This window comes from Mycoplana rhizolycopersici, assembly GCF_013378445.1.
GTDB lineage: Bacteria > Pseudomonadota > Alphaproteobacteria > Rhizobiales > Rhizobiaceae > Mycoplana > Mycoplana rhizolycopersici.
Map to the genome: position 1 here is coordinate 32,645 of NZ_JABXYK010000022.1, position 26,380 is coordinate 59,024.

27 protein-coding genes and 1 pseudogene are annotated in these 26,380 nt (G+C 62.8%); 9 read left to right on the forward strand and 19 right to left on the reverse strand.

Features of this window, described 5'->3' with window-relative positions:
• Positions 1-23: 23 nt before the first annotated feature.
• From HV823_RS23625 to HV823_RS23650, 6 genes are read right to left on the reverse strand one after another with little or no spacing between them, the layout of a single operon-like run.
• Positions 24-530, reverse strand: a complete 507-nt coding sequence (locus HV823_RS23625; RefSeq protein WP_176952133.1) for a tripartite tricarboxylate transporter TctB family protein — start codon at positions 528-530, stop codon at positions 24-26.
• Positions 527-1,516 (reverse strand): Bug family tripartite tricarboxylate transporter substrate binding protein, encoded by a 990-nt coding sequence (locus HV823_RS23630; RefSeq protein ID WP_176952134.1) that lies wholly within the window; start codon positions 1,514-1,516, stop codon positions 527-529. Before HV823_RS23630 ends, HV823_RS23625 begins: the two co-directional genes overlap by 4 nt.
• Positions 1,517-1,541: 25 nt before the next feature.
• Positions 1,542-3,056: a tripartite tricarboxylate transporter permease gene (locus HV823_RS23635; protein ID WP_176952135.1), complete on the reverse strand. Its 1,515-nt coding sequence runs from the start codon at positions 3,054-3,056 to the stop codon at positions 1,542-1,544.
• 1 nt (position 3,057) lies between these two features.
• Positions 3,058-3,942, reverse strand: coding sequence for an NAD(P)-dependent oxidoreductase (locus tag HV823_RS23640; RefSeq protein WP_176952136.1), 885 nt, complete (start codon positions 3,940-3,942; stop codon positions 3,058-3,060).
• A 47-nt stretch (positions 3,943-3,989) separates the two neighbouring features.
• Positions 3,990-4,664 carry a 4-carboxy-4-hydroxy-2-oxoadipate aldolase/oxaloacetate decarboxylase gene (locus tag HV823_RS23645; protein ID WP_176952137.1) on the reverse strand — a complete coding sequence of 225 codons (675 nt, stop codon included), beginning with the start codon at positions 4,662-4,664 and terminating at the stop codon, positions 3,990-3,992.
• Positions 4,661-5,395: a PIG-L deacetylase family protein gene (locus HV823_RS23650; RefSeq protein WP_176952138.1), complete on the reverse strand. Its 735-nt coding sequence runs from the start codon at positions 5,393-5,395 to the stop codon at positions 4,661-4,663. Before HV823_RS23650 ends, HV823_RS23645 begins: the two co-directional genes overlap by 4 nt.
• 111 nt (positions 5,396-5,506) lie before the next feature.
• On the opposite strand from HV823_RS23650, the gene HV823_RS23655 reads away from it, so the two are divergent.
• A complete protein-coding gene (locus HV823_RS23655) occupies positions 5,507-6,739 on the forward strand; it encodes a LysR family transcriptional regulator (RefSeq protein WP_176952139.1) in 1,233 nt (410 codons plus the stop codon).
• Positions 6,740-6,861: 122 nt separating this feature from the next.
• Here HV823_RS23655 and HV823_RS23660 read toward each other — a convergent pair whose 3' ends face one another.
• Positions 6,862-7,491 carry a TetR/AcrR family transcriptional regulator gene (locus tag HV823_RS23660; protein ID WP_176952140.1) on the reverse strand — a complete coding sequence of 210 codons (630 nt, stop codon included), beginning with the start codon at positions 7,489-7,491 and terminating at the stop codon, positions 6,862-6,864.
• A gap of 252 nt (positions 7,492-7,743) precedes the next feature.
• Between HV823_RS23660 and HV823_RS23665 the strand changes: the two genes are divergently transcribed.
• Genes HV823_RS23665 through HV823_RS23680 form a run of 4 tightly spaced genes read left to right on the forward strand, consistent with a single transcriptional unit; the run spans position 7,744 to position 10,727 of the window.
• Positions 7,744-8,133, forward strand: coding sequence for a MaoC family dehydratase (locus tag HV823_RS23665; RefSeq protein ID WP_246301913.1), 390 nt, complete (start codon positions 7,744-7,746; stop codon positions 8,131-8,133).
• Between the two features lie 11 nt (positions 8,134-8,144).
• On the forward strand, positions 8,145-9,059 hold the full coding sequence (locus HV823_RS23670) for an SDR family NAD(P)-dependent oxidoreductase (protein WP_176952142.1): 915 nt from the start codon (positions 8,145-8,147) through the stop codon (positions 9,057-9,059).
• Positions 9,056-9,511, forward strand: coding sequence for an acyl-CoA thioesterase (locus HV823_RS23675; RefSeq protein WP_176952143.1), 456 nt, complete (start codon positions 9,056-9,058; stop codon positions 9,509-9,511). The genes HV823_RS23670 and HV823_RS23675 overlap by 4 nt, the downstream gene beginning before the upstream one ends.
• Positions 9,512-9,524: 13 nt before the next feature.
• The gene (locus HV823_RS23680) at positions 9,525-10,727 is read left to right on the forward strand and encodes an acetyl-CoA C-acyltransferase (RefSeq protein WP_176952144.1); all 1,203 of its coding nucleotides are present in this window, start codon (positions 9,525-9,527) and stop codon (positions 10,725-10,727) included.
• Positions 10,728-10,819: 92 nt separating this feature from the next.
• On the opposite strand, the gene HV823_RS23685 is transcribed toward HV823_RS23680, so the two are convergent.
• The 7 genes from HV823_RS23685 to HV823_RS23715 are packed head-to-tail and all read right to left on the reverse strand — an operon-like array spanning position 10,820 to position 16,641.
• Complete coding sequence (locus tag HV823_RS23685; RefSeq protein WP_176952145.1) at positions 10,820-11,308, reverse strand: thioesterase family protein; 489 nt, start codon at positions 11,306-11,308, stop codon at positions 10,820-10,822.
• On the reverse strand, positions 11,305-12,282 hold the full coding sequence (locus HV823_RS23690) for a branched-chain amino acid ABC transporter permease (RefSeq protein ID WP_176952146.1): 978 nt from the start codon (positions 12,280-12,282) through the stop codon (positions 11,305-11,307). The genes HV823_RS23685 and HV823_RS23690 overlap by 4 nt, the downstream gene beginning before the upstream one ends.
• 1 nt (position 12,283) lies before the next feature.
• Positions 12,284-13,171 carry a branched-chain amino acid ABC transporter permease gene (locus HV823_RS23695; protein WP_176952147.1) on the reverse strand — a complete coding sequence of 296 codons (888 nt, stop codon included), beginning with the start codon at positions 13,169-13,171 and terminating at the stop codon, positions 12,284-12,286.
• Between the two features lie 2 nt (positions 13,172-13,173).
• Positions 13,174-13,884 carry an ABC transporter ATP-binding protein gene (locus HV823_RS23700; protein WP_176952148.1) on the reverse strand — a complete coding sequence of 237 codons (711 nt, stop codon included), beginning with the start codon at positions 13,882-13,884 and terminating at the stop codon, positions 13,174-13,176.
• Complete coding sequence (locus tag HV823_RS23705) at positions 13,877-14,671, reverse strand: ABC transporter ATP-binding protein (protein WP_176952149.1); 795 nt, start codon at positions 14,669-14,671, stop codon at positions 13,877-13,879. Before HV823_RS23705 ends, HV823_RS23700 begins: the two co-directional genes overlap by 8 nt.
• Positions 14,668-15,870, reverse strand: a complete 1,203-nt coding sequence (locus tag HV823_RS23710; protein ID WP_176952150.1) for an ABC transporter substrate-binding protein — start codon at positions 15,868-15,870, stop codon at positions 14,668-14,670. The genes HV823_RS23705 and HV823_RS23710 overlap by 4 nt, the downstream gene beginning before the upstream one ends.
• 39 nt (positions 15,871-15,909) lie before the next feature.
• A complete protein-coding gene (locus HV823_RS23715) occupies positions 15,910-16,641 on the reverse strand; it encodes an enoyl-CoA hydratase/isomerase family protein (RefSeq protein ID WP_176952151.1) in 732 nt (243 codons plus the stop codon).
• A gap of 120 nt (positions 16,642-16,761) precedes the next feature.
• Here HV823_RS23715 and HV823_RS23720 point away from each other — a divergent pair, with 120 nt between their 5' ends.
• From HV823_RS23720 to HV823_RS23730, 3 genes are all read left to right on the forward strand, one after another.
• Positions 16,762-18,363 carry an AMP-binding protein gene (locus HV823_RS23720; RefSeq protein ID WP_176952152.1) on the forward strand — a complete coding sequence of 534 codons (1,602 nt, stop codon included), beginning with the start codon at positions 16,762-16,764 and terminating at the stop codon, positions 18,361-18,363.
• 99 nt (positions 18,364-18,462) lie between these two features.
• Positions 18,463-19,620, forward strand: coding sequence for an iron-containing alcohol dehydrogenase (locus tag HV823_RS23725; protein WP_176952153.1), 1,158 nt, complete (start codon positions 18,463-18,465; stop codon positions 19,618-19,620).
• Between the two features lie 258 nt (positions 19,621-19,878).
• Complete coding sequence (locus HV823_RS23730; RefSeq protein ID WP_176952154.1) at positions 19,879-20,184, forward strand: hypothetical protein; 306 nt, start codon at positions 19,879-19,881, stop codon at positions 20,182-20,184.
• Between the two features lie 266 nt (positions 20,185-20,450).
• Here HV823_RS23730 and HV823_RS27420 read toward each other — a convergent pair.
• A pseudogene (locus HV823_RS27420) lies at positions 20,451-20,747 on the reverse strand (transposase); the annotation flags it as partial.
• Positions 20,748-20,876: 129 nt separating this feature from the next.
• Between HV823_RS27420 and HV823_RS27280 the strand changes: the two are divergent.
• Complete coding sequence (locus HV823_RS27280; protein ID WP_343052031.1) at positions 20,877-21,395, forward strand: transposase; 519 nt, start codon at positions 20,877-20,879, stop codon at positions 21,393-21,395.
• Between the two features lie 1,165 nt (positions 21,396-22,560).
• Here HV823_RS27280 and HV823_RS23745 read toward each other — a convergent pair.
• The 4 genes from HV823_RS23745 to HV823_RS23760 all read right to left on the reverse strand — a co-directional run bounded on the left by HV823_RS23745 (position 22,561) and on the right by HV823_RS23760 (position 26,372).
• Positions 22,561-24,090 carry a UxaA family hydrolase gene (locus tag HV823_RS23745; protein WP_176952155.1) on the reverse strand — a complete coding sequence of 510 codons (1,530 nt, stop codon included), beginning with the start codon at positions 24,088-24,090 and terminating at the stop codon, positions 22,561-22,563.
• 62 nt (positions 24,091-24,152) lie between these two features.
• Positions 24,153-24,959 carry a transporter substrate-binding domain-containing protein gene (locus HV823_RS23750; RefSeq protein ID WP_176952156.1) on the reverse strand — a complete coding sequence of 269 codons (807 nt, stop codon included), beginning with the start codon at positions 24,957-24,959 and terminating at the stop codon, positions 24,153-24,155.
• Between the two features lie 50 nt (positions 24,960-25,009).
• Positions 25,010-25,744: an amino acid ABC transporter ATP-binding protein gene (locus tag HV823_RS23755; protein ID WP_176952157.1), complete on the reverse strand. Its 735-nt coding sequence runs from the start codon at positions 25,742-25,744 to the stop codon at positions 25,010-25,012.
• Entirely contained in the window at positions 25,728-26,372 is a 645-nt protein-coding gene (locus HV823_RS23760) for an amino acid ABC transporter permease (RefSeq protein ID WP_176952158.1), read from the reverse strand. The genes HV823_RS23755 and HV823_RS23760 overlap by 17 nt, the downstream gene beginning before the upstream one ends.
• Between the last annotated feature and the right edge of the window lie 8 nt (positions 26,373-26,380).

Genomic DNA, 26,380 nt, shown 5'->3' on the forward strand with positions numbered 1-26,380 from the left:
CTCCTATCGTTCTACAGTTCTGGTCAGGGAAGCGGAAGCTCGAGCAGCTTGCCGAAAAGCCCCCAGGCGATCAGCCAGAAGCCGGCGCCTGTAGCGACCGCCCGCACGAACGGCTTTTCTCCGGGGAAGAGGAGCGTCGCGACGCCCGTGCCGATGCCGAGGCAGAGCGCAAGGCCGATCCAGTTCGCGCTGAGTGCCACGGCGACGAAAAGGCCGAGCAGGCCGGCCACGCGCGCCACGTCGATCTTCTCGCTCGACCCGCCGAAGTCGGTGCCGCGCAGGACTTGAACCAAGTAGACAGCCGAAACGACGAGCCCGAAGACGGACACCTGCATGGGCAGCGAGCCCGGCCCGACATCGCCGCGTGAATGGCCGGCCGGAAGCCCAAGGCTCATGAAGAGGAAGCCCGCATTCCACGCGATGGCGATGCAGGCAGCAACGAGGTTCTGCCAGAAGTGCTTGCGGGTGGCCTCTCCCCCCGGCACGGGGGAGAGGTTGGAACCCGGAACAGCCGAAGCCTGGTTTGTCATTGGGCGTATCCGTTCGCCTTGAGGAACTCGAGCTGGCTGGCGAGATCGCTTTCAGCCCGCTTGGTGAATTCCTCTTCCTTCCAGTCCGGGCTGTCCTGGAACTGCTCGGTCTGGAACTTCTTCCAGTCCTCGGATGCCGTGACCTTGTCCACCGCGGCCTGGATGGTGTCGACAACGTCATCCGGCGTTCCGGCCTTCACGGCGATGCCGCGCCAGACCGCACCCTCGATGTCATAGCCGAGCTCCTTGAAGGTCGGCACGTCGGGCAGGAATTCGCTGCGCTTGTCGGTCGAGATGCCGAGCAGCCGGACATCGCCGCTCTTGACCTGGGCGAGGCCGGTCGACGGCGTCATCATCGCGGCATCGATGTGCTTGCCGAGCAGGGCGAGCGTCACCTTGCCGGAGGCGTCATGCGGGATCCAGCCGCTCTCGAAGCCGCCCGACTTCATCAGCTGGTAGAGCATGTACTGGTGAAAACCGCCGGGCGCATGGCCGCCGACTTTCAGCCCGCTCGGATTTTCCTTCATGTAGTTCACGAAGTCGTCCACCGACTTGAACGGACTGTCTGACAGGACAGCCAGCGAGGACGGTTCCGACTGCATGGCGCGCAGCATGCGGAAGTCCTTGAGCTCAAAGGGGATTAGCCCCTGGGCGATACCGAAGGTCAGCGTTCCGGTGAAGACGAGGATGTTGTAGCCGTCCGCCGGCTGCGTCATGATCTGGGAAACACCGACCGCGCCGCTTCCGCCCGGCCGGTTGTCGACCTTCACGGTCCAGCCGGACTCCTTTTCCAGGAGCTCGGCAAGCTTGCGGCCATAGGTGTCGAGCGCTCCTCCAGCACCCGCCCAGACCACCAGCGTCACGGACTTTTCCGGAAAACCTGCTGCGACGGCAGGGCTTGGCAGGGCGACGCTTGAAAGCGCAAGCGCCAGTCCCAGGGCCGAACCCGCCATCCGCGTGCCGAACGTTCTTCTGTTTATCGTCATGTCTTCTCCTCCATTGATACGGTGTCTAGTGCGCCGCGCCGTTCGCCGTTCCATCGAGCCGGCGCATGCGGCGTGCCTGGAGCCGGCGCCACAGCGGCGTCAGCAGGCTGACGAGGCTGAGGACGAGGAACAGCAGGCTGACGGGATCGGTGATGAAAATCATGTAGTCGCCCTGCGAGGAAACCAGCGCCGTGCGGTAGTTGGATTCCACGAGGTAGCCCAGCACCATGGCAAGGATGATGGGCGCGACGGGGAAGCGGAGCTTCTTCATCAGATAGCCGACCACGCCGAAGCCGAGCATCAGGTAGACGTCGAACATCAAGTTGCGGATGGCGAAGGCGCCGAGCACGGCAAAGGCCATGATGCCGACGGCGATGACCGCATCCGGCAGGCGCATCACCCGCGCCATCAGCGGCAGGAACAGGGAGCCCGCGGCATACTGCACCAGCGACGCGATGATCGTGCCGAAGAGGATCGCATAGACCAGCGACGGTGCCTCGGTGAACAATTGGGGACCGGGATGTAGGCCATGCATGATCAATGCGCCGACCATGATGGCGGTCGTCGGCGACCCCGGCACGCCGAGTGCGAGCAGCGGAACGAGCGCACCACCGACCGTCGCATTGTTGGAGGCTTCCGGCGCCGCGATGCCGTTGGCCGAGCCCTTGCCAAATTCTTGCGGATGGCGATCGCGAGCCCGCGCATAGTCGCGGGCGACCCAACAGGCGATGTTGCCGCCGACGCCGGGGAGAATGCCGAGCAGGGTGCCGATCACCGAGCCTGACAGCATGGACCGCCAGGTCTCCTTCCACAGCGCGCCTGACATGAAGACATGGCCGACCTTGTCCTTGATGACAGGGGCTGCGACGACACGGCTCTCGATCATGGCAAGCGCTTCCGACACGGCGAAGAGGCCGATGAGCGCGGCGAGGAACGGGACGCCCTCGTAGAGTTCGAACAGGCCGAAGGTGAAGCGCGGCGTGCCCGCGATGGGATCGATCCCGATCGTCGCAAGCGCGAGCCCGAAGGCCGCGCAGACAAGGCCCTTCACCAGCGAGCCGCCGGACAGGGCAGCGACCGAGGTGAGGCCAAAGATGCCGACGGCGAAATAGCCCGCCGGGCCGAATTTGAGGGCGAGCGATGCCAGCGGCATGGCCAGCAGCAGCAGGGCCAGGCCGCCGAACACACCGCCCACGGTCGATGCGGTCAGCGAAATCGAGATCGCCTCGTTCGCCTTGCCCTTGCGCGCCATGGCGTAGCCGTCGATGGCGGTCGCGGCCGCCGCCGCCGTGCCGGGTGTCGAAAGCAGGATTGCGCTGATCGAGCCGCCATATTCCGCCGAAGTATAAAGCGAGATCATCATCAGCATGCTCAGCTCAGGGCCGAGATTGTAGGTGAAAGGGATGAGAAGGCTCAGCCCGATCGACGGGCCGAGGCCCGGCAGTGCGCCGATGACGATGCCGAGCAGAGCCCCGATGATGAGGACCGCCAGACCCGAAAAGGAGAAGATGACGCCGAGCGACTGGAGAATGCCGTCCATCTCAGAGATCCTTTGCCAGGCGGCGTGCCAGCACGGGCACGAAACCGCGGTATCCGTCCGTCACGGCAAGGCCCTGATCCTTCAGCGCCGCATGAGCGGCTGCGATCGTCTCGCAGGCGGCCCGCGACATGGAAGCCTTCAGCCCGAGCGACTCGATGGTTTCGGCCGCCTCGGTCATCTCGGTCACGCGACGCGCGCCATGTTCGAAGGTTCGCGACAGGTAGTAGTCCGCGACCTGTCGCCAGTCGAGCCCGGGAAAGGTTTCCCCAACGGAATCGAGGATGCGTTCGGTGACGCCGGCCCGTTCCGCCGAGGAAAGCGCCTCGATCAGCAGCGCTTCCACGCCCTTGATCATCACCGAGCGGATCATCTTCAACGACGAGGCCTGGCCGGGCGTATCGCCCACGGCTTCGAGATTCATTCCAAGCGCGTTCAGCCGCTCGGCGACCTCGCCCGCCCGCTTGCCGGCAACCAGGATCGGCACCTTTTCCGCATAGGGCGGCACGCGCGCCATGACGGCGCCTTCGACGAAGCTTCCCTTGCCGGTCGCGATCTCCTTTGCAGCCAGCGCCTTCGTGTCGGGACCGACGGAATTGAGGTCGATGAAGATCGCCTGCTGCGAAAGATACGGCGCGGCCGACGCCGCGACGGCCTTGGTCGCCGCGCCGACGACGAGCGACAGGACGACATCTGCCGAGGCGATGCCGGCAATGTCGTCGAGCGGTTCGACGCTCCGTTGCGCGGCGATATCGCGCAATCCAGCAGAAGACGCCGGATCCTTGAAGCGCAGGTCGTAGGCGGCAAGCCGCGCGGCGTTGCGGCCGCTGAGGCCGCCGGCGATGGATTGCGCCGCCTCGCCGAAGCCGATGAAAGCTATCGTGGTCATTCGTCCTCCCGTGCGGAAAAGGTTCCTCCACCTTTCCCGGCTTCCGATCAATCGATGTAGGTCAGCCCCTTTGCCGCGAGCGTCTCGCGCATCTTGTAGATGTCGAGGCCGAGTTCGCCGGCGGCAAGCCGCGCGCGGGTCTGCTGCTCCTTGTCGAGCCTTGCCCGCGATGCCTCCAGCGCAGTTCCCGCCTTGGCCCTCGGCACGACCATCACCCCGTCGTCGTCGGCGATGATGACGTCGCCGGGCGTGATCGCGGCACCGGCACAGACGATCGGAACGTTGACGGAACCCAGTGTCGCCTTCACGGTGCCCTGCGCGGACACGAAACGTGACCAGACGGGAAAGCCCATCGCCTCGAGTTCCGCGACATCGCGTACGCCGGCCTCGATCACGAGGCCGCGCACGCCACGCACCTTGAGCGACGTCGCGAGCAGTTCGCCGAAATAGCCGGCGTCGCACGGCGAGGTGGGGGCGACGACGAGAATGTCGCCCTCGCGGCACTGTTCCACCGCTACATGGATCATCCAGTTGTCCGCCGGCGGGATCGAGACGGTCACCGCTGTGCCCGCAACCCGCGCGCCGCGCCAGATGGGACGCATATAGGACTGCATCAGGCCGACGCGCCCCATGGCTTCATGCACCGTTGCCACGCCGCATTCCGCAAGACCATTCACGGTGTCGAGCGGTGCACGGTCGATCGTGCGATAGACGACGCTCATGCCAGTGCTCCATGGCCGAGCGTGCCCGTCACATGCGGGAACACCGCTTCATAGGCCTCGCCATAGACAATCTTGTAGTCGGAATTGCGTGAGGCCTGGACCCCGCGCTGGAGGGCCACCCGGGTATAATATTCCCAGAGGTGCTCCTGCCCCTCCATGCACTTGATCGCCGCCAGCTTCTTCTCCCAGACCTCGCTGATGTCGAGAAGGAAATTGGGCTTCCAGTTGCACTGCTCCGGCTGGTGCGGCTCGAAGAGATAGACGGGCGGGGCACCGAGCACCGGCACCTCGGGCTTGTGGCCATGCGCCTGCGCAATGACCCGCGCGTGCTGGGCGAACTCGGTCGCCATCGGATGGTCGAAGTTATACGGATCCTGCCGGGAATGCGTCAGCATGAATTCCGGGCGGAGCGCGCGATAGAGATCGACCAGCCGGTCGAAAGCTTCCGGCGTGACCTGCATGGGATAGTCGCCGAGATCATAGAACTGGATATCGTGGACGCCGAGCGCCCGGGCCGCATTTTCCGCCTCGCGGCGGCGGTCCGCCTTCACGGCCTCGAGTGTCATGCCGGGCTTGCGCCAGAGCTTTGCCGACTCGCCCCGCTCCCCGAACGACAGGCAGACGACGGTGACGTCGTAGCCCTGCCTTGCATGCGCCGCGATCGCGCCGCCGGCCCTCCAGACGAAATCCGCCGAGTGTGCGCTGACGACGAGTCCGGTCTTGTTCTGCATATCCATGCTCCTCCGATTTTCGAGGGGGACACTGGCACCGATCGGGTCCCCGGTGCTAATACGAAAGCTGTGCTGCGTTATAGCTTTTTGCGAATCCGCCTAAGGAGCAACATGTTCGCCAGCGACCTCAACCTTCGCCACCTGCGTGTCTTCATGCACGTGTGTCAGACGGGCAGCCTCAACCGTGCCGCTGCGGAACTGAACGTGTCCCAGCCTTCTGTCACGGTGGCGCTGGCCGGCATCGAGGCCCGCTTCGGCACGCGGCTCCTCGACCGGTATGCTGCCGGCAGCCAGCCGACGGCGGCCGGCGAGGTCCTCCTCGCCAGGCTGCGCCGCATGGACGACCAGCTCACCACCGCGCTCGGCCAGGCGCTCGGCGCCAGTTCGCAGCGCGACCCGGCCCTGATTTCCAAGACGCTGGCCCGCATCGGCTTTCGCCAGATCGAGGCCCTGATCGCACTTTCCGGCAGCGGCTCCATAACCGAAGCTGCCCGCAGCGGCGGCGGCTCGCCGGCAGCGCTGCACCGGACCCTGCACGAATTGCAGGCGAATGTCGGAAGGGCGATCCTTGTCCGCAGCCCGAGCGGCGTGGCGCCGAACGCAGTCGGCCAGAGGCTCGCCATGCGTTGGCGCGTGGCCCTGACCGAGCTCGAACAGGCGGTCGATGAATTGCGGGAGCTCGAAGGCCGCATGGAGGGACGTATCAAGATCGCCAGCCTGCCACTTGCCCGCACCCTGCTGCTCGCCCGCGCGATCAACCCGCTGCTGGCGGCCTATCCCAACGCCCGGGTCGAAATCGCCGATGGTTCCTACGAGCTCCTCTCCCAGCAATTGCGCATCGGCGCGAGCGACATTCTCATCGGCGCGCTGCGCACGGGAAACGATCTTGCCGGCCTGAGGACGGAGGCGCTGTTCGACGATCCCTATGCGATCGTCGGGCGGCCTGGGCATCCGCTTCTGGCGCGCGCTGTTGAGGCATCACTCGACGACCTTGCTCGGCAAGAATGGGTGGCTCAGCGCCCGGGAACGCCTATACGCGCAGCATTCGACGCCTTGTTCGAGAAATGCCGCACCCCTCCCCGCGCCAGCATCGAGACAAGCTCCCTCGTTCTCACTCGCGCCGTTATCCTGGAGAGCGACCGTCTGTCGATGCTTTCTCGCCGACAGATCGCCATTGAAGAACGAGAGGGTCTGCTCAAGTGCATACCCGTTGCCGATGACGTGCGCCACCGGCTTGGTACACGGACGATTGGCATTACCATGCGCGAAAACTGGCTACCGAGCGGGCTGCAGTCCCGTTTCCTGGAGCAACTGAGATCGCAGCCAACTCTGCCCGATTCTTGAGGGATTTGGCCTTGAGCGGAACCGAACCGTGAGCCCCATCACTTTTGGCCTGGACCCATGTCCTGATCTATCGCTTTTGCGCACCGGCAGCGGAAACTGGGTCTTTGCCGGATGAGCAGAGGTCAGCTGCGAATACCGTCGATCTGGGTCGTGACGATCCGTTCTGCGAGCATCTGGCGATCCGCCTCTGTCTCGTCGGGCGCCGGGCGATACCAGACGGAGAGCCAGTTGATGGCGCCGAGCATGGCCTTGGCGCTGATCGATATATCGACATTGCGGATCGACCCGTCGTCGACACCCTCCTGCAGCACCTGCTTGAACAGGCTTTCGAAGCGCCGGCGGATGGCGATGAGATCGTCCAGCGTGCGCCGCTGGTCCGGGGTGGTGGCGGCCATACGGTGCATGTGCACGCCCTGGACGACAACGGCCTCGAATGCGGCATTGGCCATCATTGCCATGGCATGCGCGGTCAGCATGGCCCTCAGGCGAACGACGCCCGTGCCTTCAATTCCCATCACCGGCTCGACCGCTTGAAAGAGCCGCTCCATGCCCTCGCGATGCACGTCGAAGAACAGATCGGTCTTGGAGGAATAGTAGTGATAGATACGGCCCTTGGTGGCGCCGAGGCGGCGTGCGACGTCATCGATGCTGGTTGCGGAAAAGCCCTGCTCCATGAAGCATTGAGCGGCTGTCTCTAGGATATCCGCATTGCCGGTCCCGTCTGTCCTGACCTGGCGGCGATTTTCGATCATGGGCAGCTCTCCTTTGATTTGACTATAGTTATGGCCCGCTCCGGAAAGCAACTGCCTGCGTTTGTCGGCGGAAAATGCCACTGGACAACCCGAACCGCAAGTGCATACTACCGAGTATGTTGTGAACGAGCGCGATATTTTGCGCGCCCCTCGCTCCACATGATCTTCAGGAGGAACAGGACCTTGCACACTCTCCCCTCGGCCGAAAACGGCGTGAGTGCCGATGCCGCGGCACCCCTCGTCACGGACTGGATGCGGATCGATCAGGACTTGATCGACCGTTTTGCCGATGTCGTCGATGACCATCAGTTCATTCACGTCGACCCCGTGCGCGCTGCCCATGAGAGCGCCTTCGGCGGCACCATTGCCCATGGCTTTCTCGTGCTTTCGCTGCTGACGAAACTTAGCCGACAGGTCTTTGCGGAGCCCGCCGCGGGAGCAGCCGAGATCAATTACGGCTTCGACAAGGTCCGTTTCCTGGCACCGGTCAGGTCCGGCGCACGCATTCGCGCGCGCTTCGATCTTGTCGCCAGCCAGCAGAAGGGGAGCGGCACCCTCGCCACCTATGCCGCCACCATGGACATCGAAGGCCAGCCCAAGCCGGCACTTGCCGCTGACTGGCTGGTACTGACAACGAATTGAGGACCGGGACTATGAGCATTTCCTTCGAAAACCGCGTTGCCATCGTCACGGGTGCCGGCGGCGGTCTTGGCCGCGCCTATGCGCTGGAACTTGCCGCACGCGGCGCCAAGGTCGTCATCAACGATTTCGGCGGCTCGCGCGACGGGAGCGGCGGATCGAGCGAGGCGGCTGAAAAGGTGGTGGCGGAAATCCGCGAAAAGGGTGGCCACGCCATTGCCGACGGCGGCAACGTGACCCGTTTCGAGGATATGCAGGCGCTCGTCGCCCGAACGCTTGCCGAATTCGGCCGTATCGACGTTCTGATCAACAATGCCGGCATCCTGCGCGACAAGACCTTCGCCAAGATGTCGACGGAGGACTTTCGCGCCGTCGTCGATGTGCATCTCATCGGATCGGCCAATGCGACGAAGGCTGTCTGGGAGGTCATGCGGGCGCAGGGCTATGGCCGCATTCTGATGACCTCCTCGACTTCTGGGGTCTACGGCAATTTCGGCCAGTCGAACTACGGTGCGGCCAAGGCCGGGCTAATCGGCCTGATGAACGTCCTGCATTTCGAAGGTGCCCGCTACGGCATCAAGGTCAATGCCGTCCTGCCGACGGCGGCGACCCGGATGACCGGCGACATGATGGACGAGGAGATGCTGCGCCATCTCGCGCCGGAAAATGTCGTTCCCGCCGCACTCTTCCTCGTCGGCGAGGAAGCTCCGAGCCGCGTCGCGCTTCTGGCCGGCGCCGGCACAGTGGCGCGCATGGCGATCGTTGAAAGCGAAGGCGTCTACCTGCCGGCAGGCAGGCGCACGCCGGAGGCGGTGGCCGAAGCCTTTGCGACCATATCCAGCCTCGACGGCTCGATCGAGACCGAAGCCGGGCTCGCCCATGTCGATCGCATCATCGCCAACGCCCGGACCGCGGAGGCCAAGGGATGACGGCAGCACCGGCGCGGGCGACCGCACATCGCAGGCAGGAGTATCGCCGGTTCTTCGACATGGAGACCCGCTGGAACGACATGGACCTCTACGGCCACATGAACAATGTCGTCTACATGGAGTACTTCGATTCCGCTCTCAACCGCGTGCTGATCGAGGCCGGCGCGCTCGATCTTCATGGCGAAGGTCCAATCGGCGTGGTGGCCCAGAGCTATACCAACTACTTCTCCGAGGTTTCCTATCCCGACCGCGTCACGGTCGGGGTTCGGGTCGATCGGATCGGCAATACCAGCCTGTCGTGGGGCTTTGCGCTTTTCCGCGAGGATGAGGACCACGCCGCAGCACAGGGCGGTTATGTCCACGTCTATGTCGATCGCGAAACCCGCAGGCCCGTCGCCCTTGGCCCGCAGCATCGGGCTTTGGCGGAGCGCCTGCTGGTTTCGAAGGATTGAGGAGGAGATCGCCATGAGAGAAGCCGTCATCATATCCACCGCCCGCACGCCGATCGGCAAGGCTTATCGCGGGGCATTCAACGACACGACCGCCCCCATGCTTGCGGGCCACGCCATTGCGCACGCGATATCGCGCGCCGGGATCGATCCTGGCGAGGTCGACGATGTCGTTCTGGGGGCAGCCCTCCAGCAGGGCACGACCCACATGAACATCGGCCGGACCGCGGCGCTGAGGGCGGGCCTGCCCGTCACTGTCGCCGGCCAGAGCGTCGACCGTCAATGCGCCTCGGGCCTGATGGGCATCGCGATTGCGGCCAAGCAGATCATCGCGGACGGCATGACTGTCACGGTCGGTGGCGGCGTCGAGCAAATATCGCTGGTGCAGAACGAACGCATGAACACGGATCGCTGGCGCGATCCCTGGCTCATGAAGAACCTGCCTTCGACCTATGTCAGCATGATCGAGACGGCAGAGTTCGTTGCCGACCGCTATGGCGTCTCCCGCGAGGCACAGGATGCATACGCCCTGCAATCGCAACAGCGGACGGCGCAGGGCCAGGCAAACGGTCGCCTCGATGCGGAGATCGTGCCGCTCGAAACGACGATGCTGGTCAGCGACAAGGCAACCGGCGAGACGTCGTCGAAAGCAGTGACGCTTGCCAGGGACGAAGGCAATCGCCCGGAGACAACGCTAGAGGGACTGTCCTCCCTGAAGCCGGTGTTTGCCGGCGGCGAGATCGTGCCGGAAGGCCGTTTCGTCACCGCGGGCAATGCCTCGCAACTCTCCGATGGCGCCTCGGCATCCGTGCTGATGGAGGCCCGCGAGGCGGAACGGCGCGGCCTGTCGCCACTCGGCATCTATCGCGGCATCGCTGTTGCCGGCTGCGCGCCGGAGGAGATGGGCATCGGGCCGGTCTTTGCCGTGCCGAAGCTCCTCGCGCAGCATGGCTTGAAGATCGATGACATCGGCTTGTGGGAACTGAATGAGGCCTTTGCCTCACAAGTCCTCTATTGCCGCGATCGCCTCGGCATCGACAATGAAAAGCTGAACATCAACGGCGGAGCAATCTCGATCGGCCACCCCTACGGCATGTCCGGCGCGCGCATGGTCGGCCACGCGCTGATCGAAGGCCGTCGTCTCGGTCTTCGCTATGTCGTGGTGACGATGTGCATCGGCGGGGGCATGGGCGCCGCCGGCCTTTTCGAGATCGCCTGACAATAGGGCCAACTCGGCCCACCACGAACGACAATGCCCCGGACATATTGGATGCGTCCGGGGCATTGTCGATTTCAGTCTTGAAAGAAGCCTCAGCCGCGCGACAGCCCGATCCGTCTGCTGAGCCAGGCGGGGCGCTCGATGTCGCTATGGGCTTCTAGATCGGTCATCAGCCGCTCCAGCGATCGTTCGGGCAGCGACGCCGAACGTGGCATTCCCTCCGCCCGCGACACATGCATCAGCACCTGTTCGCAGAGAGCCAGTTCTTCGCCGGCTGAATTGACCAGGCGCATGAAAAGATGCAGGCGCTTTGCGTCCGCCGCAAGTACTAGAATATCGACATGGAGCGCTTCACCGGCGTGACACTCCTTGAGGAAGCCGATGCGGATGTCGAGCGTGTAGAGCGTGGCTGCGGTTTCCGTCCGGTAAGCCTCGTCGATTCCGATCCGGTCCATATAGGCGGTGGCCGCATCGGAAAACACGATGCCATAGGCGTAGTCGCCCATATGGCCGTTGTAGTCGACCCAGGTGTCGCAGACCGAGGCGGAGAGAATGCGCAGCAGGCCGCGGTCCTCGCTCATCGGCGCTTCCATCTGACAATCGCGGCCTCGATCTCACCGACGATGCCGCGGCGGAAGGTGAGCACGCAGAGCATGAACGTCGCGCCGGTGATGACGGTGACCGGGAATTCGGAGGTGGCGAGCACGTTCTGCAAGGTCACCACGAGACCCGCCCCGACCACCGGCCCAAGCAACGTGCCGATGCCACCCATCAGCGTCATCAGGATCACCTCACCCGACATTTGCCACGTCACGTCGGTCAGCGTCGCGAACTGGAAGATCAACGCCTTTGTCGATCCGGCAAGACCGGCAATGGCTGCCGACATGACGAAAGCCGACAGCTTGTAGGCATTGACGGACAGCCCGAGTGAAATTGCCCGTGTCTCGTTTTCGCGGATCGATTTCAGGATCGCGCCGAAAGGCGAATTGACGATCCGCCAGATGGCGAAGATGCCGAGCAGGAAGATGCCGAGCACGAAATAATACATGTTCATCGTCTGGCCGAGATCGATGAAGCCGAGGAGCTTGCCGCGCTGCACGCCCTGGATCCCGTCTTCGCCGCCGGTAAACGGCGCCTGCAGGCAGAAGAAGTAAAACATCTGCGACAGCGCAAGCGTGATCATCGCGAAATAGATGCCCTGCCGCCTGATGGCGAGAAAGCCGATGACTGCGCCGATCACGATGGCGCCCAATACGCCGGCAAGGACGGCGAGTTCGGGTGGAAAGCCCCAGACTTTCACCGCATGGGCCGTCACATAGGCAGCGCCTCCGAAAAACGCCGCATGGCCGAAGGACAGAAGCCCCGTATAGCCGAGCAGCAGGTTGAAGGCCGAGGCAAACAGTGCAAAGCAGAGGATCTTCATGACGAAGATGGGGTAGAAGAACATCGGCGCGGCAACCAGCGCGGCAAAGCCGATGCAGACGGCGAGGAGCCGCAGGGGGGCGCGGCCAGCCGCCGGCCCTACGAAGGGTTGGGACAGGGACGTCTCGGTCATGTCACGCTTCCTTTCCGAAAAGTCCGGCCGGGCGAACCAGAAGCACCACGGCCATGATGACGAAGACGACGATGTTGGACGCTTCGGGATAGATCACCTTGGTCAGCCCCTCGGCGAGGCCGAGCAGATAGCCCGTCGCGATCGCGCCGAAGATCGACCCCATGCCGCCGACGACGACCACGGCAAAGACGATGATGATGATGTTGGAGCCCATGACCGGGCTTACCTGGTAGATCGGCGCGGCGAGTATGCCGGTGAAGCCGGCCAGTGCGCAGCCGAAGGCATAGGTGAACGTCAGCAGCAGCGGCACGTTGACGCCGAACGCCTGCACGAGCGTCGGATTTTCCGTCGCCGCCCGCAGGTACGAGCCGAGCTTCGTCCGCTCGATCAGGAACCAGGTGCCGATGCAGACCGCAAAGGACGCAACGACGACCCATGCGCGGTAGTTAGGCAGGAACATGAAGCCGAGATTGGTGCCGCCGGCAAGGCTGGGCGGAACCGCGTAGGGCTGGCCGGAGGAGCCGTAGAAATAGCGGAACGTGCCTTCGATGAAGAGCGCCAGCCCGAAGGTGAAGAGCAGGCTGTAGAGGTGATCGAGCTTGTAGAGGCGCGACAGCATGGTGCGTTCGAGCACAGCACCGAAGAGCCCGACGATCAGCGGCGCGACGATCAGCGCTGGCCAGTAGCCGATGCCCGCGAAGGCGAGCAAGAGGTAGCCGACGAAAGCGCCCAGCATATAGAGCGCCCCATGGGCGAAATTGATGATGCGCAGCAGCCCGAAGATGACGGCGAGGCCGAGGCTGAGCGCCGCATAGAACGAGCCGTTGATCAAGCCGACCAGAAGCTGGCCCAGGAGCGCCTGGACGGGAATTCCGAAAATCATCGTCATGGTCAGACTCCGAGCGCCCGGTTGAGTGACTGGATACGATCCGGCAACTGCGCGGTGGTGAAGCTATCGGTGACCTGGCCGTGATCCATCACGTAGAAGCGGTCGGCGATCTTGGCCGCAAAGCGGAAGTTCTGCTCGACCAGAAGGACGGTCAGCCCGCGCTGCTTGAGGGCAAGCAGCATTTCGCCGATGCGCTGGACGATGACAGGCGCAAGCCCTTCGGTCGGCTCGTCGAGCAGGATCAGTTTGACACCGGTGCGCAAGATACGAGCGATCGCCAGCATCTGCTGTTCGCCGCCGGACAGCTTCGTTCCGGGACTCGAGCGGCGCTCCAGCAGGTTGGGAAAAAGCGCATAGATTTCCTCGACCGACATCCCGCCCCTGTCGACGGCTGGCGGCAACATCAGGTTCTCCTCGACCGTCAGCGTCGCGAAGATCCCGCGCTCTTCCGGCACGAAGCCGATGCCGGCATGGGCAGTGCGATGCAGTGCCAGCTTGAGCACATCCTGCCCATCGAAAGCGACCGAACCGGTGCGCTTGCGAATGATACCCATGATCGCCCGCAAGGTCGTGGTCTTGCCCACGCCGTTGCGGCCGAGAAGAGTCACGGTTTCGCCCGGCCAGATATCCAGATCGACGCCATGCAGCGCGTGGCTTTCGCCGTACCAGGCATTGAGCCCCCGCACGGACAGAAGCGGTTGCGAACTATGCATCTTCATTTCCCATATAGGCGGCGCGAACGCGCGGATCGTTGCTGACGGTCTCATAGTCGCCGGTCGTCAGGATCTCGCCGCGCTGGAGCACGGTCACGTCGTGACAGATCTCGGAGACGACCTTCAGATTGTGCTCGACCATCAGCACGGCGCGGTCCTTCGCGACTTCGCTGATCAGGCCGGCCATGACGGAGACGTCCTCCTGACCCATGCCGGCCAGAGGCTCGTCGAGCAGAAGCACTCTGGGGTCGAGCGCCAGCGTCGTTGCAATCTCCAACGCCCGCTTGCGGCCATAGGAAAGGTCGGAGGCGAGGCGGTGGCGCATGTCCTGCAAACCCACCCGTTCCAGAAGCTCGAGCGCCTGCCGGTCAAGGTTGCGAAGCGAGCCGAGCGAACGCCAGAACTGGACCGCCTGACCGTTCGGGCGCTGCAGGGCCACCCGGACATTCTCAAGCAGCGTCATCTGCGGGAAGGTCGCCGAGATCTGGAAGGAGCGCACCAGCCCCATGCGCGCGACTTTTGCCGGCGCAGTCCGCGTGATGTCGGCGCCATCCAGACTGATCGTGCCTGCCGTCGACGGAATGAACTTCGTCAGCAGATTGAAGACGGTGGTCTTTCCGGCGCCATTCGGCCCGATCAGGGCGTGAACGCGGGCGTGATGGACGTCGAGATCGACATTCCTGACCGCCTGGAAACCGCCGAATGTCTTGGATAGACCCCGTGCCGACAAAACGGCACGAGGCTTTTCGACATGGGCGTCTCCGAAGGGGAGCACCGCAACCGTCATTTCTTGACCAGCGGGCATTCGCTCTTGTCGAGCGGGCGGAAGGCCTGATCGCCGGGGATGGTGCGAATGACCTTGTAGTAATCCCACGGACCTTTTGACTCCTCAGGCGTCTTGACCTGTACCAGGTACATGTCGTGAACCATGCGGCCGTCTTCGCGCAGATGGGCATTGCGGGCGAAGAAGTCGTTGATGTCCATGGTACGCATCTTGTCGATGGCAGCCTTGCCGCTGACGCTGCCAGCCGCTTCCGCCGCCTTCAGGTAGTTCATCACCGAGGAATAGACGCCGGCATGAACCATGGTCGGCATCTTGCCGTTCATGCGTTCGCCGAAGCGCTTGGACCAGGCGCGGGTCTGGTCATCGAGGTCCCAGTAGAAGCCCGTCGTCAGGGTCAGGCCCTGGGCGGTTTCAAGCCCGACGGCATGGACATCCGACAGGAACAGCAGCATGCCGGCGATACGCTGGCCCGAAGCAGTGATGCCGTATTCGGCCGCTTGCTTGAGAGCCGTCATCGTGTCGCCCGAAGAGTTCGCAAGCGCAACGACGTCAGCGCCCGAAGACTGGGCCTGTAGCAGATAGGACGAGAAATCCGTTGTTTCGCGCGGATGGCGCACCGTGCCGATCACTTCGCCGCCTGCCGCAAGCACAGCTTCCGAAGTATCGCGCTCAAGCGCGTGGCCGAAGGTATAGTCGACAGTGATGAAGTACCACTTCTTGCCGCCTTCTTCGGTGATCGCCCGACCCGTACCGTTGGCGAGCGCGTAGGTGTCCCAGGTCCACTGGGCCGTCGTCGGCGAGCAGGCCTTGCCCGTCAGGTCCGAGGAACCGGCGGTCGACACCAGGAAGGCGGTATCAGAGTTGCGAGTAATTTCCTGAACGGCCATGGCGACCGACGAGGTCGGCACATCTACGATGGCCTTGACGTTCTGCTCGTCGATCCAGCGCCGGGCGAGCGTCGAGCCGATGTCCGGCTTGTTCTGATGGTCGCCGACGATCACCTCGACAGGTTCCCCCAGAAGCTTGCCGCCGAAATCTTCGACCGCCATCTGGGCGGCCACGACCGAGCCCTGGCCGGCCAGGTCGAAATTCATGCCCGACATGTCTGTCAGGACGCCGAGACGATAAGGCTCGGCGAGAGCCGGCATCGACGCCAGCAAGGCTGCCGTCGCTGCGGCAAGGATAGTTGACTTGAATTGCATGCGTTTCCTCCTCTTGAATTGCTTAGTGTTGCAGCGCCGTCAGCCACCTTGCTCCGTCAGGGTGCGCGATAGGTAGAATTGGTCCTGCTCGAAACCGGCCGCCCAGTTTGCCCTGAGGCTGGCGTCGATCGAGCGCTTGGTCATGCGAAGTGCGGCGGGCGGGCAAAGGGCAACCTTGTCGGCCAACGCGCTGGCCGCATCGACCGCTCCGCCCTTGGCGGAAACCTCGTCGCAGAGGCCAATGGAAAGAGCTTCTTGCACCTCGATACGCTGATCGGTGAACAAGGCCCGCTTGGCCCGGTTCGCACCGATCAGGTCCGAAAGCAGAGGCAGGCCGCTCCAGCCGAGCGTCATGCCGAGCTTCACCTCGGGAAAGCGGAAATAGGCGCCCTCGCCAGCGACACGAAAATCCGCCGCCAAGGCCAGGATCGCACCGCCGCCGATGGCCGCGCCCTCAATGGCTGCGATCGTGACCTGGGGCAAACGCAGCCAGCGTTCGCACATGCGCCCTCCAGCCGCCATGGCACGGCTGCGCACCACCGGATCGGCATCCTTCTGCCACAGCCGATCGTCTTCGAGGTCGACACCGGCCGAGAACCGCGTCTCCGTTCCAGTCAGAACTACGACCTGCACGCCGGTATCGTCGGCAAGCTCGTCGGCGACGGCAGTCAGGGCCTCGATCGCTTCCATATTGAGAGCGTTCGCCTTGCCTCCACGATCGTAGCGAACCAGCGCCAACGGTCCATCTCGCTCTATGCTGACGACAGTCAAAAACCCCTCCCGTGGTAAAACCGCTTTGACATACTACCGAGTATGTTGCATATTCATTTCGACTTTGCAACGGGCTCTTTTCGTGCTTTGTCGGGGATGCCCTGGAGGAGGATTTTAAGAATGACGGACGTGGAAAACGCGCTGAACCGCGATCGATCGGTGCTGCGCTATCTGCTGGATCACTATGCGCAGGAAACACCGGACGCCCCGTTCGTGCACTTCTGGCCTTCGGTGAAATGGGACTATCGCACTGCGCGCGATAAGGTCCGCCGCCGTGCGGCAACGCTTTATGCCCATGGAGTTCGCCGCGGCGATCATGTCCTCTGCTTCATGGGAAACGGACCGGACCTTCTCTCCACCTGGTTTGCGATCAATTATCTCGGCGCGGTCTACGTGCCGATCAACACCGGCGCACGCGGGCGGCCGCTGGAACACATCCTCTCGGACGCGGATGCCCCGCTGATGATCGCTGAAGAGGCGCTGCTCGACAGGTTGGACGGCATCTCGCCGGGCAAGCTGAAGAAGGTGCTGACCGTGGCTGGCGGGGGCGCTTCCGCCATACGGCATGGCGTGGAAATCATCCCGCTCGCAGATGTCTCCGAGATCGATGAAGCCGCTCTGACCCTCGATCGCCCGATCGAGCCATGGGACACGCTGGCGATCATGTACACTTCCGGCACGACCGGAAATGCCAAGGGGGTCGTCACCTCCTATGTCCAGCTCTATACGATGGGTCCCGATGCCTTCGATTGTGTCGAGCCGGATGATCGCTGCATGATCTGCGGGCCGATCTTCCATTGCGGATCGACCCTTTATGTCTATGCCATGCTCGCCCGTGGCGGCTCGATCGGCATGATGCGCGAATTCAAGACGCAGGATTTCTGGCCGGCGGTGCGCGATACGGGCTCGACCTTTGCGCTTCTACTCGGGGTGATGGCGAGTTTCCTCCTGAAGCAGCCGCCAACTGGAGATGACCGGAACCACCCGCTGCGCCGGGTCTTCATCACGCCCTTCGGCGAGGATGGACCGCTCTTTGCCGAGCGCTTCGGCGTGGATGCATGGACGATCTACAACATGACCGAGATCGCAAGCCCGCTGCATGCAGGCCCGGGCATCACGGAAAAGGGGATCGCCGGAAAGCCGCGCCCCTGGTACGAGTTGCGTATCGTCGACGAGAACGACATGGAGGTGCCGGATGGCACAACCGGCGAGCTCGTCATCCGCTCACATCGCCCCTGGGCCTTGATGAAGGGATATTACAACAACCCGGCAGCGACCGTTGAAGCCATGCGAAACGGCTGGTTCCATACTGGCGATGGTTTCCGTCGCGATGGCGAAGGGCGCTACTTCTTTGTCGACCGGCTGAAGGACGTCATCCGCCGTCGCGGCGAAAACATCTCCTCCTTCGCGCTGGAAGGCGAAGTCACGACCCATGACGACGTCAAGGAATGCGCGGCCGTCGCCGTGCCGAGCGAACATTCCGAGGACGAGGTGCTGATCGCCGTCACGCCGGTCGAAGGGCACAGCATTGATCCGGTCGTGCTGATGACCTTCCTCGCCGATCGGCTGCCCCGCTACATGGTGCCGCGCTACCTGCGGATCGTCGACGCACTTCCGAAGACGGCAAGCGGCAAGATCCAGAAGCACATGCTGCGGGCGGAGGGCATTACGCCAGACGTCTATGACCGCGAGGCGGCCGGGCTAAAACTTCGCCGCGCCTGAGCCCGAAATGAAATCCCTCTTCTCCCGGCCGCGAGCCTGGAGCGCCAACAGACAATCGGCGCGTGCCAAGCGCCGCGACGGACGGACGGAACCACTGCCATGAGCAACTTCTTCTTTAACACCACGAAATCGATCGTCGCGGAAGCGGGCGCCAGCGCACGGATGGCTGAAATCGCGGGTCGCCTGCTCGGCGACCGCGTCCTTGTCGTCACGGACAAGGGCGTGCGTGGCCTTGGCCTTGCCGACGCGGCCATCGCCTCGCTCGAAGCGGCCGGCATGGCCGTCGCCATTTTCGACGAGGTGGCTGCAGATCCACCGGAAAGCAACATTCTGGCCCTGCTCAAGGCCGTCAATGCGCATGAGACGACAGGTATCCTTGCGATCGGTGGCGGCTCGCCGATGGATGTCGCAAAGGTCGCTGCCCTTCTGGCGGGCGGTGGCGAAAGCCTCGCCGACGTGTATGGCGTCAACATCGCAAGGGGACCGCGCCTGCCGCTGGTCCTCGTGCCGACGACTGCGGGAACCGGTTCTGAAGTCACGCCGATCGCCATCATCACGACAGGCGAAGCCGAAAAAAAAGGCGTCGTCTCGCCGCTGCTTCTGCCGGATATGGCGATCCTCGACGCCGACCTGACCCTTGGCCTGCCGCCCGCAGTCACTGCGGCGACCGGGATCGATGCCATGGTGCATGCCATCGAATCCTATGCCTCGACATCGCCCAACAACAATCCGATCTCGCGCGGCCTTGCCCGGCAAGCACTGCAGCTTCTGGGAGCCAATATCCGCGAGGCGGTGTTCAATGGCCGCAACCGCGATGCACGCTCCGCCATGCTGCTCGGATCGCTTTTAGCCGGCCAGGCTTTTGCGAATTCGCCGGTTGCCGCTGTACATGCGCTTGCCTATCCCATCGGCGGGCATTTCCATGTTCCCCATGGCCTTTCGAACGCCCTGGTGCTGCCGCATGTGCTTCGCTTCAACCTGCCGGCCGCGAGTGATGTCTATGCGGAGATCGCCGCCGATGCATTTCCCGAGCTGGCCGGCGTTCCAGTCGCCGACCGGGCCCAGGCCTTCATAGAGGCATTGGCCAATCTTGGACGCGCGCTGAAAATCCCCCAGACCCTGAAGGAAGTGAGCATCCCCTGTGACGCACTGGCGATGATGGCGCGGGATGCGATGAAGCAGACACGCCTTCTCGTCAACAACCCCCGGCCGCTGACCGAAGAGGACGCCTTGGCAATCTATGAGGCTGCGTATTAACAACGTCGTCGGCAAGCATCAAGGTTGGGCACTACCGTACCTCAATCAACGATAGTTGGGTCATGACTGCCTGCAGCACCGGCGGCAGGTCGTCTGTCTGTCGCCGCACCGCGGGCGTTTCCTTCGGGCGCTCATGTTCGTCCCACTGGGAATCGTAGATCATCGGATCAAGAGAAGGTCCGACCGTGCAAAGTTTGAGTTGACCGCTTTAAATGGCGAGGCGACACTTCCAACCTACAGCAAGGCCGGAGGAAAACGATGGACGAGCCAGACCGCTGGCGTCACATGGCAAGTGCGCCGAAAGACGGCAGTCGCATTCTCATCACGATCCGCCCGTCGGAGCAGGGCCCGGCAGAAGTTGACCTCGCGTATTGGTCGAATGGCGATCAGGCAGGCCCAGAAGGCTGGCGCTCCTCTGATTCCTCGCCAGGCCGAATCATCGAATATGCCGAACCGGAATTGAAGTGCTGGATGCCCATGCCTTCAGCCAATCTCGATCGCACATCCCTGCCCTCCGCCTGGGAAGGCGACGACGCCCGGGAACTCGACGGGTCAGGGATTTGAAAACTAGCGCCGCCATGTTGCGACGTTTGCGGGTGGTAAAATCAAGCTGAGGACCACCCCCGCCAACTCGAGAGGCGGATTTCAGGCTCGAGCACAACGGCTAGAAAGCTGCGCGGGCTTCGCATGCGTTCGGGTCTGAGCGTTCGGCCGGGTGACTGATCATCGATCCACAGCGACGCGCTTCGCCATCCGGCGAACGCGCAATCCGCTCGCCAAGACGCGCTACCGCTGTATCCGGCCTCCAAGTTGTTCGCGGCAGGTGCGCCCTTCAGATCGTCAGGGGCGGTCAGAAGTTTAGGATTGACGCGCGTTGCACCTAGCGTCTTGCGAATTTGCCGCATCGACTTGCGGACGGAATCCAGGAATGCACGGCTGGAATTCTCCATCAGATGCCTTCGATCAGCGGCCTGCACTGCATCCGGCAGCGCCTTTGCCGCGGCCAGCCCGCAAGCGCCGCCGCGATCGCGAGCAATGATCTGGATTTGAGGATTTCCCCGCAACCAGGCCTCTGCCGTCGCTGGCTCACGGTCGGGCAGTAGACGGATCGGCCGCCGACGCTCTAAAGCATTGTTACAACTGCATCAAAACTGAGTCAGAGCCAAAATTGGCCCCCTTGTGGAGTGCGCCCCTGAGGGTGGACAGATAGGCTTGGTGAATTGACCGGGGTTGACGGGTTTCCGAAAGTGGAACCCATGGCAAGACATCGTAGTCACAGTATCGAATTCAAACGGCAAGTCGCGCAGGAGTTCATCGCGGGCGAAACGCTGCATGGTCTGGCCAAGCGCCACGACGTGTCGCGCAACTTTATCCGGATTTGGGTTCGTAAGTATGAGGAAGGCGCGTTCGATGAAGACGCTCAGGCCGCCGACCCCATCCCGGAGTACGAAGCCCGCATCGCCGCGCTCGAACGTCTCGTCGGTAAACAGGCGCTGGAACTGGAGTTTCTAAAGGGGGCTCTGAAAAGCGCACCCCGGCCGAGAAGCGGAGCTACATCCGTCATCACCGGCCCGCTGCGATCTGCGTCGCTAAGGATGCCTGCTGATGGGTATTGCACGCTCAACCTATTACGACAGACCGGAAAGGATGGCCGACGATACCGCCGCCGTCGAAGCGATGTTGGCGACGAGTTCGAGTTCTATGGCTACCGCCGCGTCGGTGCGTCCTTGCGGCAGCAAGGCCCCATCGTGAAGCACAAGAAGATTCGCGCCTGATGCGTGGACACGATCTGCAGCCGAAGACCAGGCGACGGTTCATCGCCACGACTGACAGCGATCACGGCGGCCCGATCTTCCCGAACATAGCGAAGGACCTCACCCCGACCCAACCAGCTCCCAGGAATGCCCCGGTGTGCCGATCGCATCGGTCGACGCGCGAAGTCAGGTCGTCGGCACGACCCAGTTCACCGTCGCCAGATCAGTGGATCCTACGAAATCGCCTTTTGCCGCTGTAGAACGGCACGATCTCCTCCGCCAGTGCCAGACCTTCCTTCGGCTCGAGTTGCGGCCGATATAGCGATTTCCTTCATCGTCGAAGACGTAGATCCCCTCACCGCCCGTGATCACATGAGGCCCAACCTCCTGGTGCACCGCAAGGTTCGTATAGGGATGAACAAGTGTCTCCTTGTCCAACGCGTGAAGAGAGATAAGAGCCGACGCCGCATGAAAGGCGCAGCAGGCCTTGGGAGGTGCGTGATGTGGATCGCGGTTTGTCAGCACAGTCGGGTGGCGTCCCGGAGGGTTCGAGGTGACGAAGAGAGGGATATGGCGAGAAAACCCAAACACAGAGAAACGCCGAACAGCAGGCGCGTCAGCAGAAGGCCGGGTAAAACGCCGCCCTTCCCGTGACGACATTGCCCGAATGCTTCTCTGGCAGTTGATCGTTGCGGCCCGTCGTCGGCGCGATAGCCGTCTTGTGCTCGACGACTTCTCAATGAAGTCGTCGAGGGCCTGGAACGCCTAGGATTCGATGTTCCGGAAAGCGAGACTGTCTTTGAGGAGCTGATCGCAAAATATGCGGATGGCTTGTTCCCGTTCCGCCCAAAGCGCCACCTGCAACAAGAGTAGGGTCACCCGACATTTTTCTTGTTGGCCCGTTCGCCTTCACACTTGCCTTTCCAGCTTACCCATTATGGCTGCCTCGGCTACCCTGGAAGTCCAACTCCGGGAAACGACGTTTGCTAATCTACGGCTCTCTTCTCCCCATTACTTCCTATAACGACGTTTGCAGGTGAAACGAATATTGGTGAGGTTAAAGGCTCGGGCGGGTTCAGCTGCGTGCAGATCGCACGGCTTCAAGCCGCCTGAACCAAAGCCTCAGTTCCACATCTTGAATGCGTAGCGTCAACGTTACAGTGCCGTGAGAATCGCTCACCAGCATTTACGTTACGACGCTGACTTGCCACGGAACGAACTCGTCTTGGCCATAGCCGAAGAGTTCGCTCTTGGATGGCTTGCCGGACGCGCAATCAAGGATCATCTGGAAAATCTCTTCGCCAAGTTCTTCGATGGTTGCAGTGCCGTCAATGATCGTCCCGCAGTTGATGTCCATGTCCTCTTCTTGCCGATTCCAGGTCGCGGTGTTTGTTGCGAGCTTCAGCGAGGGCGAAGGCATGCAACCGAAGGCGGAGCCGCGGCCGGTAGTGAAGCAGATGAGGTTTGCGCCGGACGCAACCTGACCGGTCGCCGAAATCGGATCGAAGCCCGGCGAATCCATGAAGACGAACCCCGTCGCCGTGACGGGCTCGGCATATTGATAAACGCCATTGAGCGGTGTGGTGCCACCCTTGGCGACGGCACCAAGCGACTTTTCCAGGATCGTCGTCAGGCCGCCAGCCTTGTTTCCGGCGGACGGGTTGTTGTTCATCTCCGCGCCGTTGCGGGCGCAGTACTCCTTCCACCAATCAATGCGATCGATGAGCCTGCGGCCCACCTCTTCGCTGGAGGCGCGGCGCGTTAGAAGATGTTCGGCGCCGTATACCTCCGGCGTCTCGGAAAGGATGGCCGTGCCGCCGTTCTTCACCAGGAGATCTACCGCCGCGCCCAGCGCGGGATTGGCCGTAATGCCGGAATAGCCGTCCGAGCCGCCGCATTGGAGGCCGACGACGATGTGGGAAGCGGCCAGCGGCTCGCGCTTGACGTCGTTGATCATCGGCAACATCGCCTTGATCTGCTCGATGCCGTGCTTGACGGTCTTGGCAGTGCCGCCCTGCTCCTGGATGGTGAATGTGCGCAACGCCTCGCTGCTGGAAAGGCCGCGTTCAGCCAGGATGTCGGCAATCTGGTTCGCCTCGCAGCCGAGGCCAATCATCAGCACGGCCCCGAAATTCGGGTGCACGGCATAGCCGGCAAGCGTGCGACGTACCATCGCCATGCCCTCGCTGCGTACGTCGACACCGCAGCCGATGCCGTGGGTCAGCGCCACCACGCCGTCGACATTGGGAAAGTCTGCAAGCATTTCCGGGCGGAGGTCGCGCCGGAAATGGTCGGCGATGGCGCGCGCCACGCGGGCGGAACAATTCACGCTCGTCAGGATTCCGATATAGTTACGGGTCGCCACGCGCCCGTCGGCGCGGCGAATGCCCATGAAGGTCGCGGGTTCAACGGCCATTTCGACCCGATGCGCAGCGCTACCGATGGCGAAATCGTGTTCCACCTGGGTCATGACGAGATTGTGCACATGGATATGAGCGCCAACCGGAATATCCGCGCTCGCCGCCCCGATGATCTGGTTGTATTTGCGCACCGGCGATCCGGCTTTCAGGTCACGTACCGAGACTTTGTGCCCCGCGGGAATATCCTGAAGCGTCGTGATGCCCAGATCGGGCAGAGCAGTTCCGGCGGGAATGGCCTGGGCTGCGATCACGACGTCGTCTTCGGGGCGCAGGCGGATGATGATCGAAGTAGACATGGGAGCTTTCCGGAAACGATGCGGGGATGGCCCGGCCCACCAGGGGCCGGGACCGGAACTGGTCAGTTGAATGAGGCCATGTCGTCGGGCAAATCGACGTTGTGATAGGTCTTGTAGGTCTCGCGCAATTTGCCGCTGGCGAGATTGTCCGTGACCCACTGGTCGAGCCATGCCTTGAATTCCGGCTCGTTCTTGCGCAGGCCGATCCCGAGCGGGAAGCTCTTGAGCGTCAGCTGCGGCTCGATCTTCTTGTCCGGATTGGCGGCGTTGACCGGCACGAGCAGCGAGGGTGCAACGACATAGACATCCTGCTGGCCGGATACCACGGCGTTCGTTGCGGTGGCGTTGTCGTCGTAGCGCACAACGGTGATGTTCAGCCCCTCGTCCTCGGCAGCCTTGGTGATGATCTGGTCGTTCGTCGAGCCGCGCGTGACGGCCACCTCCTTACCTTCAAGGTCGTTAAGCGCGGAAACCTTCAGGCCACCGGTGGTGGCGACGGCCGACTGGATCACGGCATAGGGATTGGAAAAGTCGATCGTCTTCTTGCGCTCATCGGTAATCGAGAAGCTGGCGATGACGGCGTCGACCTTCTTCGTCATCAGGTAGGGGATGCGGTTTGCCGGTGCGACGGAGACGATCTTCAACTCGACGCCGAGGTCCTTGGCGAGGAGCTCGGCAGTCGCGACATCGGAGCCGACCTGCTTCATGGTGCCGTCAACCATACCAAAGGGGGCCTGGCCGAGGTCTACGCCAATCGTGATCGCCTTGGCCGCCTTGATGTCGGCAAGCTGATCGGCACTGGCGGTCACAGCACTGGCGCTCAGCGCAACGAACACGACGAGAGAGGTCATGTATTTCGCGATACCCATTTTTTCCTCCGGATTTGGGTGGTTCGGTAAAAGGCTGGATGGGGCTTGTTTCAGAGCCCGTTGCCGACGAATTGCGCGAGTTCGGGCGTGGACGGTGCTTCCAGCATGGCGCCCGGCCCTTTCTCGTGGATGCGGCCCTTGTGCATGAAGATCACCGTGTCGGCGACGCGGCGGGCAAAGGCCATTTCATGGGTGACGAGCACCATGGTCATGCCTTCTCGGGCGAGGCTTTCCATGACGCGCAGCACCTCGCCGGTCAGTTCCGGGTCGAGCGCCGAGGTCACCTCGTCGAACAGCATGACCTTGGGCTGCATGGCGAGGGAACGGGCGATCGCCACGCGCTGCTGCTGGCCGCCTGAAAGCTGCTCGGGATAGGAATCGAACTTCTCCGCAAGGCCGACGCGCGACAGGACTTCCATGGCGCGCTCGCGCGCTTCCCCTTTCGCCGACTTCTTGACCCAGCGCGGCGCGAGCATGATGTTCTGCCCGACGGTCAGGTGGGGAAAGAGGTTGTAGCTCTGGAACACCATGCCGACATCGAGGTGCAGTGCGCGCAGCAGACCTTTCTCGACCGTCGTGCCGAGCCTGTGCGAACAGATGTCGATCTCGCCGCTGTCGATGGTTTCGAGGCCGTTCATACAACGCAGTGCCGTACTCTTGCCAGAACCGCTCCGGCCGATCAGGGCCACGACACTGCCCGGATGAACGTCGAAGGAGATACCGTCGAGGACTTGGAGCGCGCCGAAGGACTTCGACACGTTGCTCAGCTTAATGATTGGAGACATTGAGGCGATCCTCCAGCTTGCGGCTCCACCAGGCGAGCGGGAAGCACATGACGAAGTAAAGGGCGGCGACGAGCACGAAGACCTGGAATGGCTGGAACGTCGAATTGTTGATGAGCTTGCTGGTATAGGTGAGATCGGCGACCCCGATGACCGAGGCGAGCGAGGTGTTCTTGACCACCTGCACCATGAAGCCGACCGTTGGGGGCGTGGAAAGGCGCAGAGCCTGCGGCACGATGATCAGCCAGAAGCGTTGCGCATCGGAAAGGGCGAGGCATTCGGCCGCTTCCCACTGGGTTTTCGGTACGGTGAGAATCCCGCCGCGCCAGATCTCGCCGAAATAGGCGCTGGCATAGACGACGATGGCCAGACAGGCGGCGGCAAACGGCGGCAGATCGTAACCGAGCAGCGACAGGCCGAAATAGGCCAGCATCATCTGGATGAGAAGCGGCGTTCCCTGCACGATCTGCACATAGAGGAAGGAAAGATTTCGCACGATGCGATGGCGTGAAACGCGCGTCACTGCGACGAGGAGGCCAATGACGCCACCGCCGATGAACGCGACAAGCGCAAGCCCAACGGTCCAAAGCGCGCCGACGAGAAGAGCTTGGATCTGAAAGGTTGTCAGCATGATCGGCC

What these genes read in the sequence shown, in the direction of transcription:
- HV823_RS23680 (WP_176952144.1), top strand. Translation starts at nt 9,525, where the DNA reads ATGAGAGAAGCCGTCATCATATCCACCGCCCGCACGCCGATCGGCAAG.
- HV823_RS23635 (WP_176952135.1), bottom strand. Translation starts at nt 3,056, where the DNA reads ATGGACGGCATTCTCCAGTCGCTCGGCGTCATCTTCTCCTTTTCGGGT.
- HV823_RS23640 (WP_176952136.1), bottom strand. Translation starts at nt 3,942, where the DNA reads ATGACCACGATAGCTTTCATCGGCTTCGGCGAGGCGGCGCAATCCATC.
- HV823_RS23705 (WP_176952149.1), bottom strand. Translation starts at nt 14,671, where the DNA reads ATGACGGTTGCGGTGCTCCCCTTCGGAGACGCCCATGTCGAAAAGCCT.
- HV823_RS23755 (WP_176952157.1), bottom strand. Translation starts at nt 25,744, where the DNA reads ATGTCTCCAATCATTAAGCTGAGCAACGTGTCGAAGTCCTTCGGCGCG.
- HV823_RS23725 (WP_176952153.1), top strand. Translation starts at nt 18,463, where the DNA reads ATGAGCAACTTCTTCTTTAACACCACGAAATCGATCGTCGCGGAAGCG.
- HV823_RS23660 (WP_176952140.1), bottom strand. Translation starts at nt 7,491, where the DNA reads ATGATCGAAAATCGCCGCCAGGTCAGGACAGACGGGACCGGCAATGCG.
- HV823_RS23650 (WP_176952138.1), bottom strand. Translation starts at nt 5,395, where the DNA reads ATGCAGAACAAGACCGGACTCGTCGTCAGCGCACACTCGGCGGATTTC.
- HV823_RS23670 (WP_176952142.1), top strand. Translation starts at nt 8,145, where the DNA reads ATGAGCATTTCCTTCGAAAACCGCGTTGCCATCGTCACGGGTGCCGGC.
- HV823_RS23700 (WP_176952148.1), bottom strand. Translation starts at nt 13,884, where the DNA reads ATGCATAGTTCGCAACCGCTTCTGTCCGTGCGGGGGCTCAATGCCTGG.
- HV823_RS23720 (WP_176952152.1), top strand. Translation starts at nt 16,762, where the DNA reads ATGACGGACGTGGAAAACGCGCTGAACCGCGATCGATCGGTGCTGCGC.
- HV823_RS23760 (WP_176952158.1), bottom strand. Translation starts at nt 26,372, where the DNA reads ATGCTGACAACCTTTCAGATCCAAGCTCTTCTCGTCGGCGCGCTTTGG.
- HV823_RS23625 (WP_176952133.1), bottom strand. Translation starts at nt 530, where the DNA reads ATGACAAACCAGGCTTCGGCTGTTCCGGGTTCCAACCTCTCCCCCGTG.
- HV823_RS23690 (WP_176952146.1), bottom strand. Translation starts at nt 12,282, where the DNA reads ATGACCGAGACGTCCCTGTCCCAACCCTTCGTAGGGCCGGCGGCTGGC.
- HV823_RS23685 (WP_176952145.1), bottom strand. Translation starts at nt 11,308, where the DNA reads ATGAGCGAGGACCGCGGCCTGCTGCGCATTCTCTCCGCCTCGGTCTGC.
- HV823_RS23665 (WP_246301913.1), top strand. Translation starts at nt 7,744, where the DNA reads ATGCGGATCGATCAGGACTTGATCGACCGTTTTGCCGATGTCGTCGAT.
- HV823_RS23730 (WP_176952154.1), top strand. Translation starts at nt 19,879, where the DNA reads ATGGACGAGCCAGACCGCTGGCGTCACATGGCAAGTGCGCCGAAAGAC.
- HV823_RS23745 (WP_176952155.1), bottom strand. Translation starts at nt 24,090, where the DNA reads ATGTCTACTTCGATCATCATCCGCCTGCGCCCCGAAGACGACGTCGTG.
- HV823_RS27280 (WP_343052031.1), top strand. Translation starts at nt 20,877, where the DNA reads ATGGCAAGACATCGTAGTCACAGTATCGAATTCAAACGGCAAGTCGCG.
- HV823_RS23675 (WP_176952143.1), top strand. Translation starts at nt 9,056, where the DNA reads ATGACGGCAGCACCGGCGCGGGCGACCGCACATCGCAGGCAGGAGTAT.
- HV823_RS23630 (WP_176952134.1), bottom strand. Translation starts at nt 1,516, where the DNA reads ATGACGATAAACAGAAGAACGTTCGGCACGCGGATGGCGGGTTCGGCC.
- HV823_RS23695 (WP_176952147.1), bottom strand. Translation starts at nt 13,171, where the DNA reads ATGACGATGATTTTCGGAATTCCCGTCCAGGCGCTCCTGGGCCAGCTT.
- HV823_RS23645 (WP_176952137.1), bottom strand. Translation starts at nt 4,664, where the DNA reads ATGAGCGTCGTCTATCGCACGATCGACCGTGCACCGCTCGACACCGTG.
- HV823_RS23750 (WP_176952156.1), bottom strand. Translation starts at nt 24,959, where the DNA reads ATGGGTATCGCGAAATACATGACCTCTCTCGTCGTGTTCGTTGCGCTG.
- HV823_RS23655 (WP_176952139.1), top strand. Translation starts at nt 5,507, where the DNA reads ATGTTCGCCAGCGACCTCAACCTTCGCCACCTGCGTGTCTTCATGCAC.
- HV823_RS23710 (WP_176952150.1), bottom strand. Translation starts at nt 15,870, where the DNA reads ATGCAATTCAAGTCAACTATCCTTGCCGCAGCGACGGCAGCCTTGCTG.